General features: G+C 44.0%; 22 protein-coding genes and 1 pseudogene. 20 read left to right on the top strand and 3 right to left on the bottom strand.

Translation table 11 applies throughout. From position 1 onward, the window contains the following. Nucleotides 1–6 precede the first annotated feature (6 nt). From N037_RS15725 to N037_RS15695, 7 genes and pseudogenes are all read left to right on the top strand, one after another. On the top strand, nt 7–924 hold the full coding sequence (locus N037_RS15725) for a replication protein (protein ID WP_032642081.1): 918 nt from the start codon (nt 7–9) through the stop codon (nt 922–924). Next, the gene (locus N037_RS15720) at nt 921–1,595 is read left to right on the top strand and encodes a replication protein P (protein ID WP_032642079.1); all 675 of its coding nucleotides are present in this window, start codon (nt 921–923) and stop codon (nt 1,593–1,595) included. The genes N037_RS15725 and N037_RS15720 overlap by 4 nt, the downstream gene beginning before the upstream one ends. A gap of 417 nt (nt 1,596–2,012) precedes the next feature. Next, nucleotides 2,013–3,458, top strand: coding sequence for an AAA family ATPase (locus N037_RS15715; protein WP_032642077.1), 1,446 nt, complete (start codon nt 2,013–2,015; stop codon nt 3,456–3,458). Continuing rightward, nucleotides 3,448–4,377: a hypothetical protein gene (locus tag N037_RS24905; protein WP_156369736.1), complete on the top strand. Its 930-nt coding sequence runs from the start codon at nt 3,448–3,450 to the stop codon at nt 4,375–4,377. Before N037_RS15715 ends, N037_RS24905 begins: the two co-directional genes overlap by 11 nt. 628 nt (nt 4,378–5,005) lie before the next feature. Beyond that, nucleotides 5,006–5,455, top strand: a pseudogene (locus N037_RS15705) (replication protein P); the annotation flags it as partial. A 168-nt stretch (nt 5,456–5,623) separates the two neighbouring features. After that, nucleotides 5,624–6,301: a hypothetical protein gene (locus N037_RS15700; protein ID WP_032642073.1), complete on the top strand. Its 678-nt coding sequence runs from the start codon at nt 5,624–5,626 to the stop codon at nt 6,299–6,301. Nucleotides 6,302–6,359: 58 nt separating this feature from the next. Then, nucleotides 6,360–8,123 carry a hypothetical protein gene (locus tag N037_RS15695; RefSeq protein WP_156369735.1) on the top strand — a complete coding sequence of 588 codons (1,764 nt, stop codon included), beginning with the start codon at nt 6,360–6,362 and terminating at the stop codon, nt 8,121–8,123. Between the two features lie 224 nt (nt 8,124–8,347). Here the strand turns inward: N037_RS15695 and N037_RS15690 are convergent, their stop codons facing one another. After that, nucleotides 8,348–9,301 carry a hypothetical protein gene (locus N037_RS15690; protein ID WP_032642068.1) on the bottom strand — a complete coding sequence of 318 codons (954 nt, stop codon included), beginning with the start codon at nt 9,299–9,301 and terminating at the stop codon, nt 8,348–8,350. Nucleotides 9,302–9,766: 465 nt separating this feature from the next. Between N037_RS15690 and N037_RS15685 the strand changes: the two genes are divergently transcribed. From N037_RS15685 to N037_RS15640, 11 genes are all read left to right on the top strand, one after another. After that, nucleotides 9,767–9,991, top strand: coding sequence for a DinI-like family protein (locus N037_RS15685; protein WP_032642066.1), 225 nt, complete (start codon nt 9,767–9,769; stop codon nt 9,989–9,991). Nucleotides 9,992–10,097: 106 nt separating this feature from the next. Further along, a complete protein-coding gene (locus N037_RS25415; RefSeq protein ID WP_224065701.1) occupies nt 10,098–10,340 on the top strand; it encodes a hypothetical protein in 243 nt (80 codons plus the stop codon). A 39-nt stretch (nt 10,341–10,379) separates the two neighbouring features. Further along, on the top strand, nt 10,380–10,982 hold the full coding sequence (locus N037_RS15680; RefSeq protein WP_032642063.1) for a DUF1367 family protein: 603 nt from the start codon (nt 10,380–10,382) through the stop codon (nt 10,980–10,982). Next, nucleotides 10,982–11,188 (top strand): hypothetical protein, encoded by a 207-nt coding sequence (locus N037_RS15675; protein ID WP_032642060.1) that lies wholly within the window; start codon nt 10,982–10,984, stop codon nt 11,186–11,188. The genes N037_RS15680 and N037_RS15675 overlap by 1 nt, the downstream gene beginning before the upstream one ends. Before the next feature lie 2 nt (nt 11,189–11,190). Beyond that, complete coding sequence (locus N037_RS15670; RefSeq protein ID WP_032642058.1) at nt 11,191–11,472, top strand: DUF1364 family protein; 282 nt, start codon at nt 11,191–11,193, stop codon at nt 11,470–11,472. Beyond that, nucleotides 11,469–11,825 carry a RusA family crossover junction endodeoxyribonuclease gene (locus N037_RS15665; protein ID WP_032642055.1) on the top strand — a complete coding sequence of 119 codons (357 nt, stop codon included), beginning with the start codon at nt 11,469–11,471 and terminating at the stop codon, nt 11,823–11,825. Before N037_RS15670 ends, N037_RS15665 begins: the two co-directional genes overlap by 4 nt. After that, entirely contained in the window at nt 11,822–11,959 is a 138-nt protein-coding gene (locus N037_RS24900) for a YlcG family protein (protein WP_000801961.1), read from the top strand. Before N037_RS15665 ends, N037_RS24900 begins: the two co-directional genes overlap by 4 nt. Further along, on the top strand, nt 11,959–12,792 hold the full coding sequence (locus tag N037_RS15655) for an antitermination protein (RefSeq protein ID WP_032642052.1): 834 nt from the start codon (nt 11,959–11,961) through the stop codon (nt 12,790–12,792). The genes N037_RS24900 and N037_RS15655 overlap by 1 nt, the downstream gene beginning before the upstream one ends. A 718-nt stretch (nt 12,793–13,510) precedes the next feature. After that, a complete protein-coding gene (locus N037_RS15650; protein WP_032642050.1) occupies nt 13,511–13,735 on the top strand; it encodes a class II holin family protein in 225 nt (74 codons plus the stop codon). Then, nucleotides 13,713–14,207, top strand: coding sequence for a lysozyme (locus N037_RS15645; RefSeq protein WP_032642048.1), 495 nt, complete (start codon nt 13,713–13,715; stop codon nt 14,205–14,207). Before N037_RS15650 ends, N037_RS15645 begins: the two co-directional genes overlap by 23 nt. Next, nucleotides 14,204–14,665 (top strand): lysis protein, encoded by a 462-nt coding sequence (locus tag N037_RS15640; protein ID WP_032642046.1) that lies wholly within the window; start codon nt 14,204–14,206, stop codon nt 14,663–14,665. Before N037_RS15645 ends, N037_RS15640 begins: the two co-directional genes overlap by 4 nt. A 27-nt stretch (nt 14,666–14,692) precedes the next feature. Here N037_RS15640 and N037_RS15635 read toward each other — a convergent pair whose 3' ends face one another. Both N037_RS15635 and N037_RS25090 read right to left on the bottom strand, forming a co-directional pair. Next, entirely contained in the window at nt 14,693–15,013 is a 321-nt protein-coding gene (locus tag N037_RS15635) for a hypothetical protein (RefSeq protein WP_032642044.1), read from the bottom strand. A gap of 1 nt (nt 15,014) precedes the next feature. Further along, on the bottom strand, nt 15,015–15,164 hold the full coding sequence (locus tag N037_RS25090; protein ID WP_020690979.1) for a hypothetical protein: 150 nt from the start codon (nt 15,162–15,164) through the stop codon (nt 15,015–15,017). Between the two features lie 142 nt (nt 15,165–15,306). On the opposite strand from N037_RS25090, the gene N037_RS25250 reads away from it, so the two are divergent. Continuing rightward, nucleotides 15,307–15,516: a hypothetical protein gene (locus N037_RS25250; protein WP_032642041.1), complete on the top strand. Its 210-nt coding sequence runs from the start codon at nt 15,307–15,309 to the stop codon at nt 15,514–15,516. Continuing rightward, the coding region (locus N037_RS25245; protein WP_072163992.1) for a hypothetical protein at nt 15,513–15,740 on the top strand (228 nt) is incomplete at its 3' end. The genes N037_RS25250 and N037_RS25245, both read left to right, overlap by 4 nt.

Below are 15,740 nucleotides of genomic sequence, written 5' to 3'. Positions count from 1 at the left end.
CTAAGTATGTCAAACACAGCTGAAATTATCAATTTCCCCCACAGAACCGAACAACCGGGAGGTCGTATGGCCGACCTGTCGAATGGATATACCAAGGTCGCTAACGAGATCCAGCTGCTTAAGCCACGCCTGAGATTGTCAGGCCGGGAGTGGCAGTGTTTTGAAGCGGTGATCTGGCTTACCTACGGCTGGAACAAGAAACAGGACCGCGTTACGAACACGGTGATCGCTGAGCTGACAGGTTTGAGTGATTCGCATGTTTCTGATGCGCTCAAATCGCTCGCTGAACGCAAAATTATCTTCAGTCAGAAGCAGGGCGTGATGAAAACGGTTGGTATAAATACTGACCTTTCTGCCTGGATTTTAGACAAACCGAAAACGGGAAAAGTCTTCCCGAAATCGGGAAAAGTGTTACCGAAAACGGGAAAAACCTTCCCGGAAACGGTAGACACCCAAGACTATAACAAGAACAATATTAAAATATCCTCGTCTCGGAATTCTGACGAATCCCGAAACCAGAAAACTCAAAAATTTCTCTCTCGCCATCCTGAAGCTGCAGACGGGATATACACCCCGGCAGGTAAATCATGGGGATCCGCTGACGACCTCAAGGCCGCCCGCTGGATTTACGACAGGCTTCTCACCGTCAACGCATCGCTATCCGAACCAAACTGGGCTGAATGGGCAAACACCATCAGGCTGATGCGTTTCCAGGACAAGCGCACTCACTACGAAATTTGTGACTTGTTCCAGTGGGCCAACCGGGACGAGTTCTGGAAAGACAACATCCTGAGCCCTTCAAGTCTGCGAAAGCAGTGGGATCAGCTCACTACCAAACGGCTACGCTCTACCGGAACGGCAAAGCCATCTCGGGGTGGTATTGACCTGCATAACACCGACTGGATTGACGGGGTGCTGGAATGAAAAACATAGCCGAGAGCATTCGCAATTTTGACCGGGAACAGGCCCGGCGTGTGGCACATGAAATGCCCGAACAGTTCAGCGAACGTGAGCACACACAGCAGGTGGCGCAGATTATCAACGGGCTGTTCGTACAGCTGGCGGCCGCGTTCCCGGCAAGCCTGGCTAATCGCAGCCAGGAAGACGTGAACGAGATCCGCCGTCAGTGGGTGCTGGCCTTCAAAGAAAACGGGATCACCACCCTGGAACAGGTTGAAGCGGGCATGCGAATGGTGCGTCGCCAGGAGCGCCCATTCTTACCGTCGCCAGGCCAGTTCATCAAGTGGTGCAGGGAAGGGCGCTGCGTGCTGGGGATCACCACCGCTGACGTCATGGTTGAGTACTGGAAGTGGCGTAAGCTGGTGTTCCGGTACCCGAGCAGCGAGCAGTATCCGTGGCCTAAGCCTGTTTACTACCACATTTGCCTCGAACTGCGGCGCCGCGGAACTGATGGCCAGTTAAGTCTGAAAGAGCTCGAGAATGTGGCTGGCGATATTCTTGATATGTGGGAAAAACGCGTAATGGCTGGGAAACCGATCCCACCCGTACGGCGCGCGTTAGCAGCACCAGTGACGCCAAAAGGGCCTACGCCTGCTGAATTGCTTAAAGCAAAATATGAGCGCATGAAAGCATGAGGGGGAGGGTAAGCGATGCTTTGGCGGTATAATTGCAAAGTGGAAATGATAATCGCCCAGATCATCGAATTAGTGACCGCTCTGAGCTAATTAGACTAAGGATGTTGTGGCGGGTGAGGGTGACCATTTTGCATGTGTGAGGATTGACACAGGAAAAATTTTAACACTGATTTAAAGGTTCAGACTATCTGCATATTGAGTATGCCAAAGGACATAGTGCGTGTTTATAGCATATAATTGGCAAATTATATTGGCTAACTGATATTTTAGATTTTCTTAGTTAAATACTATGGATGTCTCATGCATGAATTAAAATTTAAAAAAGGATTTTTTGGATGTGTAAGTCTATGGGATTGACGGTGATTAACGACTCGATTACTATATAACTCAAAATTAAACAGCATTAAGGATATTGCGATGTCAAAAATCATGGCAGTGAGAATTGATGAGCAGCTTATACAGCTCATACCACATAAAGCGGAGCTTTATGGCCCACTATTTGAAATAGATAGTATCAGTTTATTATTGGGGACAAACGGCTCGGGTAAAACAAGGATGCTGCATTCACTGGCAAATGCTGTTGTTTCATCTCAAGATGATTCTTTTCAATTTTATTTTCAAGGCACGCCAAATGGTAACTATGAACCCACTGCGCCTTATAATAATGAACTTTGTGCAATTTACTATACAGCGTTGCCTTATAAAAGAAAGCTTACTAAAAGAAAAGGTGTAATTGATGCATCTCCTAATACCAGAAAATCTACTGATATAAATAGTCTTCAAAAGTATGGTGTTATTTCTGAGGCATTAGGAGTTAACACCGAACTAGTAGCGGTTTTGAGGTATTCCAAAAAGGTTTTTAGAACTATCCTTATTCCTGCAATTAGATCTCATGGCAGGGTAAACTCTGATAAATTGAAGGAGCTTACATACAAATACGAGGATTTATCAAGGAATTCTCAAGATAATGATTATCTAATAATAGACCAAAAAAGAGAAGTTTCTTTAAATAATATTGAGGTTGTATTAGAGAGTTTAATCCGTAAACGGTGTGGAAGATATTCAACACTACTGCATCTTGCTTCCCTAGAATATATCCATGGCAAGTTAGGGGGAGGGGTTTCAAGATCTGTTGCGTTAGATTTTCTTAGCCATTTGGGGATTATTGATGATGATTCAAATTTTTCTGCTTTAGACGAATTAAAAAGAGTAGTTTATCTTTCAGATAATTTTATCTCTGAATGCTGTGAGTCTATAAACTATGAAGCTGATGATCATTCTATTAAATTCAGAATTAACAACATAAATTTTTCAAATAAGATAAATAATCTTGATACTTCGATTCAGATTGAATGGTCTAATCAAAGCTCAGGTATTCAAGCATTAGTGGAACAGTTTTCTTTAATCGAAAAATCAATAAAGCAAGCCGTCGATAAGAATTACAAATCTATTTTGTTATTAATCGATGAAGGGGATGCATACTTGCATTTAGACTGGCAGAGAAAATATATATCTATGCTTAATAAATTCTTGGGAGGGGTCAAATCAAGTTGTGATTTAAATAATTTGCAACTTATCATAGCTACTCACTCACCGCTGCTGGCTGCCGATATTCCGGGGGACTTTGTCACAAGCCTTGATTCGAATAAGTTTTCAAATACATTTGCTGCACCACTTGATGAAGTAATAGCAACCGCCTTCTCTTCTAATTCTATTGGTGAGTTTGCGGCCACCAACATTAATAAAATATATAAGCGAGCCTTAAATGGGAATGCTACTGAATATGACCTAAATTTGATTGATTCTATTGGGGATGTTGCCGTAAAAAAAGCCCTCAAAAGGAGTCTCGGCAATGGTAATTAACATTTCAGATGTTTGGGAAAATGCCTGCACTCAACACTATGATTATTTAAACTCACTAATCGACCGAGGTATAGGCAGTTTAGGAAACTCATTTTTAGATGTGGTCATCAAGGATTTCATTCAAACAAATAGAAGTGTAATAGTTGAGGGGGCGCCTTCAGATTTAGCTGGTTGTATATTAGATTATGAAAAAAGATTTGGAAGAGATATTCTACATTTTTGTGTTTTGCAAAAGTTAACCAAAATTTTTGATTATGCAAGCTTTTCAGCGAAATCAGATAAATCATGGACAGCTTATGAGCTTTGTGAACTGGCAAAATATAACATATGTTGTTATTGTCATATGGTGAGCACTGAAACTAGCCTACCAGATAAACATAGCAAAGGTTATAGACCTCCTATTGATCATTATTATACAAAATCAGATTATCCGTTTCTTGCGTTGACCTTGTCAAACTTCATTCCGTGTTGCGAAAAATGCAATGGAAGCCAAATGAAACACTCCATTGATTTTGCGAAGGTTCCTCATCTGAATCCACTTGTTGATATCGAGTCAATCGAATTTGAGCTCCGCCCTGCTGAAGTTGATGAAGAACTAGTAGCACTTGCACTTTCATTGCAACTACGTCCGGAAAATTATTTGTTATCTGTTGATGCGAAACATAACTTTAGCTTATCCAATATGTCAATTTCAACTTTTCAATTAAAAAATCGTTATAAACATTATGCTTCCCAGGCATTTTATCTGGCTAGGAAAATAAAAAGTTTTGTTGCTCGTAAATCTACTTATGCAAGTGAACTTGAATTTAATATCGAGTTGGCTGATCTTTTGGAATTCGAGCCGGAAGAATACAAAAATATTCAATATGGTAAGGCAAGATTATGTATTGCAAAACAGTATGGTGCAATTGTAGATTAGTTTGCAAAAAAAAATATCACTTGAATTGATTGTGGTTTTGATTGTTGTTATATGGTGTTGTGCTTCGCAATCAGTAAATAGCTGGTTGCGTTTGTTTCATTTTTTAAAAAAAAGTCAATATGCTTTTTTAATTCTTCGATAATGTGAATGCTATAGCTACTTTAACTTAAACTAGATGTCTGCTCTATATGTGTCAATAATAAATTAATATCCATTGTGGTAAGTTACTACTATTTTTCCTACTTGCCCCCCAAGGAATGGTAAAGGTAAGTTCTCATGGGGTTATATACTAGTCGATGGTGCGGTAAGTGTATTAGAGTGTGAGCTACTGACTCGTTTATGCAAAGATTCTTATCTTTATACGCTGACTATCAAGCGCTATCAACGATGCACTTACCGTTTTTGTAGGTGATAAAAATTAGTTTAAGATACCCTTCAGGAAACGCGGTAGGGCGCCGACGAGTGGTTTTATTGATCGCGTGAATTTTATAGGGGTAGTTTCGAAGCGTCTCGTTGTTAGCGTTTTTTTAACTGCTCCCGATAACGATTAACTGCGTCAATATGTAGCTCTGGGGGAAATAGTGAGTAGTTCCGATATCCTGCAATCCAAAACCCGGCTCGGCGATGTACGACCATGGAGCGGGTTGATGCCGGTATGCGCATGGTGCGCCGTCAGGAGCGTCCATTCCTGCCGTCGCCAGGCCAGTTCATCAAGTGGTGCAGGGAAGGGCGCTGCGCGCTGGGGATCACCACCTCTGACGTCATGGCTGAGTACTGGAAGTGGCGTAAGCTGGTATTTCGGTACCCGAGCAGTGAGCAGTATCCGTGGCCAAAGCCGATTTTTTACCACATCTGCATTGAGCTGCGGCGCCGCGGAACTGATGGTCAGTTGTGTCAGAAAGAGCTCGAGCATGAAGCTGGAGAAATTCTGGCTATGTGGGAAAAGCGGGTGCTGGCCGGGAAGCCGATTCCGCCCATTCGGCGGGCGTTGGCGGCTCCGGTATCGCCGAAGGGGCTGACACCGGCAGAGCTTTTGAAAGCTAAATATCAGCGGATGAAAGCCGATGGCAGGGCATAGTGAGGAAATGGTTTGTTATGAGCGAGGAACGAAACTTGTACAGACTTTGTACTTCAGCTTTTGATCCTGCGCCGTAGTGATGTTTTGAACAAATTATACATTCCATAAGTAGCGCTGTAGAATTTAGATAGTTATATTACATCTACCTTCCTTATGAGGATAATTGTCATGGATGCAAGTTTAAGAAATGTTTATGAGCATATGATTGCTTTAGGTGCTGGTTCTCTTTCTCACGCAAACTACCTAGCGCATTTTGTTGACTGGACTAATTCAATGTGGTCCCAGCTAGGAGTTTTACAGGCCGCTCACGCTTGTGAAATTTTCCTTAAGGCTCGCCTTGCGCAAGAACATCCCCTGCTGATTTTTGAGTCATTACCAAAATCAACTGCGGATTGTGTAAATAAAACCACAGGGCTTTTAGATTTCGAGAGTTTACTACAAAAAGGACAAACAATTACATATTCTGAATTACCTGAGAAAGTTTGGGCAGCTACCGGTGTAAAAATAAAAAACCTAGAATTGTACAACGCGTTTGGCAAGCTAAGAAATTCGATCCAACACTTTGCTGCACCAAATGAAGATGTATCCCTTCAAACTTCACAGTTCATATATGATGTCATAGATCCATTTATAAACTCACAGTGGGGGATGTGTGCCATGGATTATTGTGATGACTCTGAAGGCTATGAATATTTAATTCCTGTATTGGCGGGGCGAGGAGTTAATTTTATTGTTTCCCAAAACATATCCGGTGGGTTGAGTGAACTTTCTACTCTAATCCAGGATGGAACCGATTCGTATGTAAGAAAAATGATGCGTATGGGAAAAAGTGCAGGTTTGATGTAAAGTAGAGATAATTAGTTGTGAATTAAATATTATCAATTATGCTCTTTGGTTATGGACAATGAAAACACAAAAAGAAAACCATGTTAGAGATTTAGTTGCTGTAATGTTTGAAAAAGAATTGCAAAATATTATAAATAACATTAGTGCGAACTCTGACTCTCTTCATATATTCGGTGAATATGCTGAGTACATGTATAGAAATGATTATTTTATTGAGGGGGAACACATCAGAACCGCAAATGAACTCATTCTCCCCTTACTATTGAAAAATTATAACCCCAATACTGTCTTGAAAGAGAAATATAGTTATGAGGATTATTTACCTATATGTGAGTTCTTAAGAAATTTCTTGACGTTAAGGGATGCAATATTCTATTCATATGCTGACAACAAAGCTGTAACATGGGATATTGATGAAAACCACATAAAAGTAATTATAAATGATGATTCAATATTAAGGCAATATGCTTCGGAGATGATGGTTTTTTCCCTCAACTCACAAAATTTACCTTATGACGAAATAGAGGCTGACCCTGTAAAACTCCTTAAAGGTACTGCACATTTCGATTTTGATGACATGAACGTAGTAAAAGCATTCTCGACGATTGAATCTATTATTGACTGGAAAATTAAATATTATTTCTCTTACATACCAGAAAGTAGTGACGTAATGTTGGATGGATATAAATACTCTTTATTTATCGATGTTTATAAAAAAATATTAACTTTAGCGTTATATGAACGTTATTTTTCTAAAGCGAACAATCTTTCGGGGGTTATAACCTATAGAGAAGATGAGTTGTTGGGGCAAGCTATGCAACAGCATCCAGAAGAAAATGTAAACACGCTCAAGAAATTATTTAGAGATATTGCTGAGTCATCAAGGTCTACTTTCAACTATATTCCAATAGAAAATAAATTTATGCTTTATCCAACTTGCTTTTCTCTTGTTGATGGTATTTCGAATATGTTGAGGTATTTCGCTAAGACTAATCCAAATAGTTTTTCAAGAAATGTTTCTGAAATAATGGGGAAAGGGTTGGTTGACAAGATTAAATTAAAATTCGAACAATATCCTAACCACAGATTATATAGCAATGTAAAACTTGATCATTTTGACCCAAAACTACCAGACATTGATTTGTTAGTGATATCATATGAGCCGTCTCTTGGGTTTCACGTTTTCATTGGAGAAGTAAAAAATAATTTACCTGCAGTATGGGGTAAAGATTATCTCAAAGCAGCTGGAGAAAAAGGTTTTATCACAAAAGCTATATCTCAAATAGAAACCATAAAAAGTTTTCTGAGTACAGACAGCGGATTGATGTTTATTTATAATCTTGCCATTAAAGCTTTCCCTAACTTAGAATTAGGCCTACTCTTTCCTTATGGAGTATGTATCATTGTCGATACACTAATAGTTTCATCTCAAAGTGTAGGGATGTTTTTCCCAGATAATAAAATCCCAATCATGGACGGGGATATTTTATGCCATATCATTGATGAAAGTGATGGCGACACTAATTACATATTATTCCACATTAAAGGACATAGTGACTTTATTAATAATTGTACCAGTCGTAAAACTAAGGTAATCACCATAGCGGATTACACTATAGAATATGATATTATTACATTAAATAAAATGTTAGCTCTAAGTAAAAATGAATTTGTGTCGGTTGGTGCTATTGAAAAGATAGAAAAAGAATCTTTAGATTCTGGATATACTATGGCAGGTGCGCTGAGGCATTTAGGAAACAAAGACTATTACATGGACAACGAAGATATGCCGCAAAATATGTCTCTATTTGTTATTCATTGAGGACATCTTCTGGCCTTGAAAAGCCAAATACTCCGCTTTTAGCACATAGCTGAAACCCTATCGAGAATCAGAAAAGTTAAAAAATCTGACTTTAGATCATTTTGCAGCATTCTGGTTCTTATATGGTGATTGTGTACATGCTTGAAAAAGGTCTGAGGGCGGAAATTATCAAGCATTACGCTGGAGCCAGCTCATCACTGGCCACCAGCCTGAAGGGGCTTCAGTTATTGTGTTCTGATGAAAGCAGTCCTTGAAAGGGTCATTTGCGTCTGACAGTCGACCATTTTCTTAACTTCTGAATCAGTTCCCTGCATTGAAACTTTGCCACACATAGCATCCTTTGTTTTGATCCACTGGCGCTGAGAAGGCAGTAACTCTTTTTTCTTCGCCGATGTTAATGTGCTCCAGGCGGTATTTAAATCAGAGTCGGCATTCGCAAAGGCCATTCGGGACTGATCAAGGCTCCCAGTGTTTTGCTGTTGGACCTGCTGTTCTGCATTTTCTTGTGCCTGCAGCTGTGTCTGTCTCTCGATTTGCTGCTCTGCCTCGTACTGGGCCTGCTGCTGTGCCCTGAGTTGAGCCTGCTGTTGCGCTTCAATTTGGCTCTGCTGGGCATCCTTAGCCTGTTGGATCTTCTGCTGTTCAACGATAGGGTTGATGATTGAAAGCGATGTAAGTGCAGCGGCACCCACAGATATCGGATTATCAGAGGAGGCTTTTACGAAAACGTTTTTCTGATCGTCTGTAGCCTGTGCTGTGTAGGAAATGCGTTTTGAAAAGCTGTTTGCGTTGTTATCTAAAGACAGGCTTTCCATTTGCTTATCGAGATTACGGTTAAAGTTTTTTCTGTAAGCATCAGAAAGTTGAGCGTACTCATGCGCAGGTAGGGTCATTGTCACAGTACCTTCACACGTTTTCATTGTGCTACCCGTGTCACTTGAGGTTGTGGAGATTTCAGAGATGACCAGTTTTATCTTGTCCAAGGCGCTTCGTTTGGTCTGATTTGTGACGTCAGGATATTTGTCGACCTGTTCAGAGAGTCCTTCATAAGCAGATTTTTTTAATAAATCCATGAGCGCTGACTGGGTCATTTCAGAAGAACAACCGATCACGTCTTTTTTGTCATCACAGCCTGTAATGGCAACGGCGAGTATGAGTGCTGCATATTTTAATCTCATAAGTTCCCTTTATATTAAGGATTGGCTTTTATGAGGCGGTATGTAATCAGTCCGGATGGCCAAAGCAAACAGCACTGAACACTGAACGCGTCACAAGCAAGGACCAGAGTAGTATCGGCTATTGCTGTAAAATCTTTAATTCAAATGATGGGAACATTATGCAACGGGGACTTGAACGATAATCTCACAGCGCGAATCTACAAGGCAGGTTCTCGCTGGAGAGAGTGGTCATGACATGTTGCTTGTGAGTCATGATACATATCCAAATGTTCATTCATACTTCCGCTTTAAAACACTCAAACTACAGAAACTCCAAGTCTTCACGCTAGAAGTTACCTCTTGCTTGTTTTGGGGGGACACATTCTCCGTGCGATACATTGTGATCTCATAAAACGTTGCAAAATCCGTGAGATACGTTTATAAATATACTGTATATGTATACAGTAATTCATTGCGGAGGTACAAATGAAAATCGAGTTAACCATTGATCGCATGAAGAAACTTCCTGATGGAGCTATACCTACGCTCGAGTCAGAACTGCTCAAAAGACTCAGCAAGCAGTTTGATGATTGCCAGCTTACGATTAAGCGTGCCGGCAATGATGGGTTGACTGTTTTCGTAGGTAACAAGAAAGAGGTCGAACATATCCTGCAGGAGACCTGGGAAAGCGCGGACGAGTGGTTTTTTTAATCGCGTGAATTTCACTGGAGCAGTTTCAAAGAGTATCGCTGTTTGCGTTCCCCTGGCTGTTCCCGATTACTGTTTACCGCGTCAATAAGTCGCTCTGGGGGAAATAGTGTGTAGTGCAGATGCCTTTAATGCAGATGATCAATGGTACGATGTGGTCAGAAGGGCCGATAAAGCAGTTATCTATAGCTTCCCGGCGGAAGGGAGATATCTGGTTTATCGAGTAAATGGAATAGTTTCATTACGACCGTTACTCGAAGAGGAAGAAATATTCACTCTCAATGGGTTTATGCAATTTGCAAAACGACTGGGGTACCGAGTAACTCCACCGTCTGATATTATTCTTTCATAGGCCTGAACAACCTATACCTGATGCGCCACGGAGAGAACCATGGCGCTAGAATTACAACTTATCAAACACCACTCAGGAATACTGATCCCGGCAACGCCCGAGACCAGCGATATCCTGCAATCCAAAACCCGGCTCGGCGATGTTCTTGTTGCCGAGTTCAGGCGGCTACGAAACCCGGCATTCCATCGACGCTTTTTCGCGCTTCTCAATCTCGGTTTTGAATACTGGGAACCAACCGGCGGGGCTATCTCTAGCAACGAGCGGAAGCTGATTACTGGCTACGCCAAGTTCCTGGCTTCGTATGCCGGGAATGAGGGCGCGCTTATCGATGCTGCCGAGCAGTATCTTGAGCAGGTTGCTTACCGGCGCGTCACGAATGGCATTAGCCTGTGCAAATCCTTCGATGCTTACCGCTCATGGGTAATCGTTGAGGCAGGGCACTTTGATGCCATTCAGCTACCAGACGGAACACTCAAAAAGCATCCTCGTAGCATCTCATTCGCTAACATGGACGAACTCGAATTTCAGCAGCTCTATAAAGCTGCGCTCGATGTCCTCTGGCGCTGGGTCCTGTCCCGTTCATTCCGCAGTCGTGATGAGGCCGAAAACGTCGCCGCTCAACTGCTTGGCTTTGCGGGGTGATGGGGATGAAACATAGCTGGTTCCATCATACCGATTGCACAACCCAGCAGGCCGAAGAGCTCATGGCGGAATACCAGCGCCGCGGTGTAATGGTAGAGCGCAGCCTGAACTCCGATTATCTCACCTGGACCGTCAGCGCCCGGCTGCCTGAAGGCAATAAACCGCCGCGTATAAATCGCCGGTGGCAAAACCGGATATGGGGGTGAGCATGGCTATTTATCGCAGCAAAAAATGGCTCGCCGCCGTGGGGCAGATCGAGCGTTGTGTTCTTTGTGGAGCATGGGGAACGCAGGTGGCACACCGGAACGAAGGAAAAGGCATGGGATTAAAAACTGATGACTGTGCGACAGCTGCGCTCTGCGTTTGCTGTCATGACAGCATTGATAACGGGAATAAGCTGAACAGGGAAGAGCGCCGGCATCTTATGGACCGTGCGATTGTTCTGACAGTGATTGAAGTTGCCCGCCGCGGGCTGGTGGTGCCCGCATGAAAATTTACGAAATTACGCCGATTGGCAAGCCCCGAATGACTCAGCGTGACCGATGGCATAAACGGCCAGCAACAGCAGCGTACTGGGCATACAAAGAACAGGTCAGGCTGTTGGGCATCCGCCTGCCAGAGTCCGGATATCACGTCACGTTCGTCATCCCCATGCCAAAGAACTGGAGCAAGACAAAGCGGGCGCAATATGTCGGCCAGCCTCATCAACAAAAGCCGGACAAAGACAACCTGGAAAAAGCTTTGCTGGACGCAGTGTTTGACGAGGATAGCCATGTCTGGGACGGACGGGTTACCAAAATCTGGGGAGAAACAGGGCAGATCATTATCGAGGAGGCCAGATGAAGCCAGAAACGCTTGAGATACTCCGGGCGCGCTGGCAGCGCCTTCGCATTTACCGCTACCGGGGATCGGTGCTGGTGGATTACCGCATTCTTCGTAATTTTGTTCGTATCTATCATTCAGCAGGAGCAGCCTAATGAACCTCGAAAACACCGTGAAATACCACTTCGCCAAGTCGACGCTTATTAGCGACTCTCCGCGCGCTACGGCGTCAGACTCATTAAGCGGAACGGATATCATGGCCGCTATGGGCATGACGCAGGAACGCGCCGCCATGGGATACAGTGCCTTCCTCGGCAAGATGGGCATCAGTTACAACGATCGGGCAAGGGCTATTGAGTTGCTGGCTGAGTACGCGTTAACCAAATGCGATAAGGTTGCCGCGCTGCGCAAGCTGGACGATGCGGTTAAGCCACTGGTAATGCGCCAACTGGCCGCCTTCGCTTTTGAGGATTATTCTCGCAGCGCCGCCAGCGTGAAACAGTGCGATGGCTGCAAAGGGGCAGGGTTTATTGACGCTGAGGTTTTCAGCATGAAGTCCCACACTCCGGCAAAAGAGAAGAAATTCGTGAAGATGTCGCTGAGTATGGGTGTCGAAGATATTCGACCTTCTGAGTATGAGGTTCGGAGGCAGGTCAGGGAGGTAGCGCGCGTTCTATGCCCTCAGTGTAAGGGTAAGAAGGTTGTAAGTTGCGCCTGTAAAGATTGCCATGGACGCGGGAAAGCCGTTAATCAGGTTCTTACTGAACAGCAGGGTGTGCCGGTTCTGGCTGACTGTAAGCGCTGCAGCGGGCGGGGGTATGAACGAATTCCATCAACTGAGGCTTACGCCGCGGTGTGTCAGATAACGGATGCAATCAGCCTCGATACCTGGAAGAAGTCTGTTAAGCCCTTCTACGACCAGCTCATCACCAAGTTTGATATCGAAGAGGCGTGGGCTGATACGCAGCTGAAGCAGATAACAAAATAGGGCGTGAATTTATCGTGAACTATTTACTTTTCCCTAATCTGTGGTAATTTTGCTCTAACGATGGGTTATTGCCTTCGTTTAAAGCCCTGCGGTTAACCCCGCGGGGCTTTTTGCTACTGGCGATTTATGAATTATTGAAGAGCTAGCGCTGTAACGGAAAAAATAAGCGATGCCTCGCCAGCTGCGAGCCTTTTAGTATCCATGGAAGAAGAAGCGAATCTTCAAGCCGACAAATTTCAAAACTGGCCAGACATAATGCTGGATTAAATATAGGACTGGTGGAACAACCAATGTCGCACCAGTTGCGCAGAGTGCGTATACCACCGAGTCCTTTGCGATTAATGAGTAATTTAGGTTAAGTGTTTCAAGATTAATTGCATTGGCTGTACTCGAACCTACAAATCCAGAGCCAAAAACAACCAGAAACACGTAAAGTGATACTGTTATGAGCCTTAAAATTAACCGAATGTATTTCACGATGAACACCTGCTGATTGATGTCATCGTTTTACACAAATGCCATCTTTTTAGCTAGCTTCTAGGTCGCTTGGTTCTAAATAATATCCTGTTCATTGCCTTACCCTCACATTGCCAGCCTGTCGCTGGCTTTTTCATTTGAGGCTCCTAGAACCATCATCGACACGCCTTCTTGTTAAATCGTCCCGACGGACAGACCCTTTTCAAACACACAGCACCCGCTAACTACGCGAGGTGAGAGTATGTATCGCATGGACAAACTAACCACCGGTGCTGCTTACGGCGCTTCAGTCGGTAGCATCCTAAACGGCATGCTCAATGCCTACAGCCCCGAGCAGTGGAATGCTATCGGCGTGCTGGTGGGCATAATCATTGCCGTACTGACATATCTGACGAATCTATATTTCAAGATCCGCGAAGATAATCATCGCAACAGGAGCCGAGATGAACCCGACACTCAGGAATAAGCTGGTGGGTGCCATTGTTAGCGGATCCGGAGCAATCACCATTGCCACCGTGATGCTGGGCAATGCGGATGGACTTGAAGGTCGGAGATATTACCCCTATCAGGATGTCGTCGGCGTCTGGACTGTTTGCGATGGGCACACCGGTGCCGATATTCGCCGCGGCCACCGCTACACTGACAAAGAATGCGACAGCCTAGTGAAGGCAGATCTGCGAAAGGTGGCAAACGCCATCGACCCGCTGATAAAGGTTCGCATCCCTGAGCCCACGCGCGCCGCGCTTTACTCTTTCACTTACAACGTTGGATCTGGAGCTTTCGCCAGCTCAACTCTGCTGAAGAGGCTGAACTCCGGCGATGTGCCTGGTGCCTGCAAAGAACTGCAGCGCTGGACGTATGCCGGTGGCAAACAGTGGAAGGGTTTAATCACCCGGCGCGAGATTGAACGTGAAGTCTGCGAGTGGGGCCAGAAATGAGCCGATTAACCGCAATCATCTGCGCTGTCGTTATATGTCTGCTGCTTTCAATGGTTTGGGCGATTAACCACTATCGCGACAACGCCATCACTTATAAAGACCAGCTCGATATAGCCGCCGAGAAGCTCAGCCTGGCGAACGCCACCATCAAAGATATGCAGACCCGCCAGCGTGACGCAGCTGTACTGGATGCTAAATACACGAAGGAATTAGCCGATGCGAAATCTCAGCTTGAAGATCTGCAGCGTTGCGTTAGCACTGGTAAGTGTGGGCTGCACGTCAACGCCAGATGTCCCGCGAACGGAACGGCCGGCGCCAGCGGCATGGGCGATGCTTCCGGCCCCCGACTTACTGACTCCGCTGAACGGGATTATTTCACCCTCAGACAGCGAATCGTCAAAGTAACGAAGCAGATCGGTTATCTTCAAGAATATATAAAAAATCAGTGTCTTAAGTAACCGATCGGCAGAGAAGAGTTTTTTATCTCACTTAAGCTTTAACCTTAATAACTCACGCATTTCTTTTTTTGCACGAGCAACAAATTCATCCTCAGTTTCGTTTTGGCGAGTAGGCCCAATTTTAGAATCGAGTTCATCAAGGAAAGAATCTTGAGTAACGATCTTTTCGGCTTGCTCAGAAAACTTAACAATATCCTTGTTGCTCCTATTGTTGAACGCGCCGCTAAGCGTTATCCCAGTGGCGATCTTAGTGACAAGTGCGGTGGATTTAGAGATAGTGCTTGTAAGTGAAGCAATTCCAGTACCTGTACTACTTGCTTTCGCTACTACATCTTTTAGCTTTACCATGTTATGCATCCTTGCGTTGTTGGAAATATTCTCTGAAGAGGGAGGTAAAGCTCTCGACAATCGCATCTATTATCTTTTCTTTTTGTTGATCGCTGAGCCCGTCCCACAAACTCATAAAAAAACCAAACAGTTTAATAAGCAAATTTAGCATTAAAAATCCCCTTTTTTATCAGCTTTTTCAGTAAACTATATCAAATTATGACCATGTGCAAACGATTCAAACAGTGTCGCTAACTAACAATCGTCTTAGATAGACAAAACATAATCCCATTCAGAAGATTGAGAGGTTCTCAATAGCCAACATCTACCAAATCACACTAACCACCCAAATAGGCGAAACCTTCACGGGCAAGATGTCACGACGTCAGCCTGAGATGGTTAACGGCTTTGTGCCGCTGACTACCGAGACGGGAGAGTGGCTTAAATTCGCTTCCGTCGATTTGAAACACGTGCGTTTCAAGCCAGTATCATCTGAGGGTGATTACGAGGGAAGAACATCATGAAAGCGAGTGTAGATGTTATCAGCTTCGCCCTCTATATAAGAGTGCACTTGGCGCCCTTACGTGAAGTGTTTGATGAGTTCCAGCGAAAGGTGAGTGAGCTTAGTCCACGAATCACAGCAAAGGACACGCTACGAATCCTACTTCTCGGAATGACCTTCGGTTACCTTAAGGTCAATTCAAGCTTGGATGATAAGCTCATTCAGATAAACTTAGAGGATAAGAGG

Origin of the sequence: Enterobacter sp. EGD-HP1 (assembly GCF_000733275.2) — a bacterium.
Classification (GTDB): domain Bacteria; phylum Pseudomonadota; class Gammaproteobacteria; order Enterobacterales; family Enterobacteriaceae; genus Enterobacter.
Note: the sequence above shows the minus strand (reverse complement) of the source record. Positions and strands in the feature narration are given on the sequence as shown.

What these genes read in the sequence shown, in the direction of transcription:
- N037_RS15725 (WP_032642081.1), top strand. Translation starts at nt 7, where the DNA reads ATGTCAAACACAGCTGAAATTATCAATTTCCCCCACAGAACCGAACAA.
- N037_RS15720 (WP_032642079.1), top strand. Translation starts at nt 921, where the DNA reads ATGAAAAACATAGCCGAGAGCATTCGCAATTTTGACCGGGAACAGGCC.
- N037_RS15715 (WP_032642077.1), top strand. Translation starts at nt 2,013, where the DNA reads ATGTCAAAAATCATGGCAGTGAGAATTGATGAGCAGCTTATACAGCTC.
- N037_RS24905 (WP_156369736.1), top strand. Translation starts at nt 3,448, where the DNA reads ATGGTAATTAACATTTCAGATGTTTGGGAAAATGCCTGCACTCAACAC.
- N037_RS15700 (WP_032642073.1), top strand. Translation starts at nt 5,624, where the DNA reads ATGGATGCAAGTTTAAGAAATGTTTATGAGCATATGATTGCTTTAGGT.
- N037_RS15695 (WP_156369735.1), top strand. Translation starts at nt 6,360, where the DNA reads ATGAAAACACAAAAAGAAAACCATGTTAGAGATTTAGTTGCTGTAATG.
- N037_RS15690 (WP_032642068.1), bottom strand. Translation starts at nt 9,301, where the DNA reads ATGAGATTAAAATATGCAGCACTCATACTCGCCGTTGCCATTACAGGC.
- N037_RS15685 (WP_032642066.1), top strand. Translation starts at nt 9,767, where the DNA reads ATGAAAATCGAGTTAACCATTGATCGCATGAAGAAACTTCCTGATGGA.
- N037_RS15680 (WP_032642063.1), top strand. Translation starts at nt 10,380, where the DNA reads ATGGCGCTAGAATTACAACTTATCAAACACCACTCAGGAATACTGATC.
- N037_RS15675 (WP_032642060.1), top strand. Translation starts at nt 10,982, where the DNA reads ATGGGGATGAAACATAGCTGGTTCCATCATACCGATTGCACAACCCAG.
- N037_RS15670 (WP_032642058.1), top strand. Translation starts at nt 11,191, where the DNA reads ATGGCTATTTATCGCAGCAAAAAATGGCTCGCCGCCGTGGGGCAGATC.
- N037_RS15665 (WP_032642055.1), top strand. Translation starts at nt 11,469, where the DNA reads ATGAAAATTTACGAAATTACGCCGATTGGCAAGCCCCGAATGACTCAG.
- N037_RS24900 (WP_000801961.1), top strand. Translation starts at nt 11,822, where the DNA reads ATGAAGCCAGAAACGCTTGAGATACTCCGGGCGCGCTGGCAGCGCCTT.
- N037_RS15655 (WP_032642052.1), top strand. Translation starts at nt 11,959, where the DNA reads ATGAACCTCGAAAACACCGTGAAATACCACTTCGCCAAGTCGACGCTT.
- N037_RS15650 (WP_032642050.1), top strand. Translation starts at nt 13,511, where the DNA reads ATGTATCGCATGGACAAACTAACCACCGGTGCTGCTTACGGCGCTTCA.
- N037_RS15645 (WP_032642048.1), top strand. Translation starts at nt 13,713, where the DNA reads ATGAACCCGACACTCAGGAATAAGCTGGTGGGTGCCATTGTTAGCGGA.
- N037_RS15640 (WP_032642046.1), top strand. Translation starts at nt 14,204, where the DNA reads ATGAGCCGATTAACCGCAATCATCTGCGCTGTCGTTATATGTCTGCTG.
- N037_RS15635 (WP_032642044.1), bottom strand. Translation starts at nt 15,013, where the DNA reads ATGGTAAAGCTAAAAGATGTAGTAGCGAAAGCAAGTAGTACAGGTACT.
- N037_RS25090 (WP_020690979.1), bottom strand. Translation starts at nt 15,164, where the DNA reads ATGCTAAATTTGCTTATTAAACTGTTTGGTTTTTTTATGAGTTTGTGG.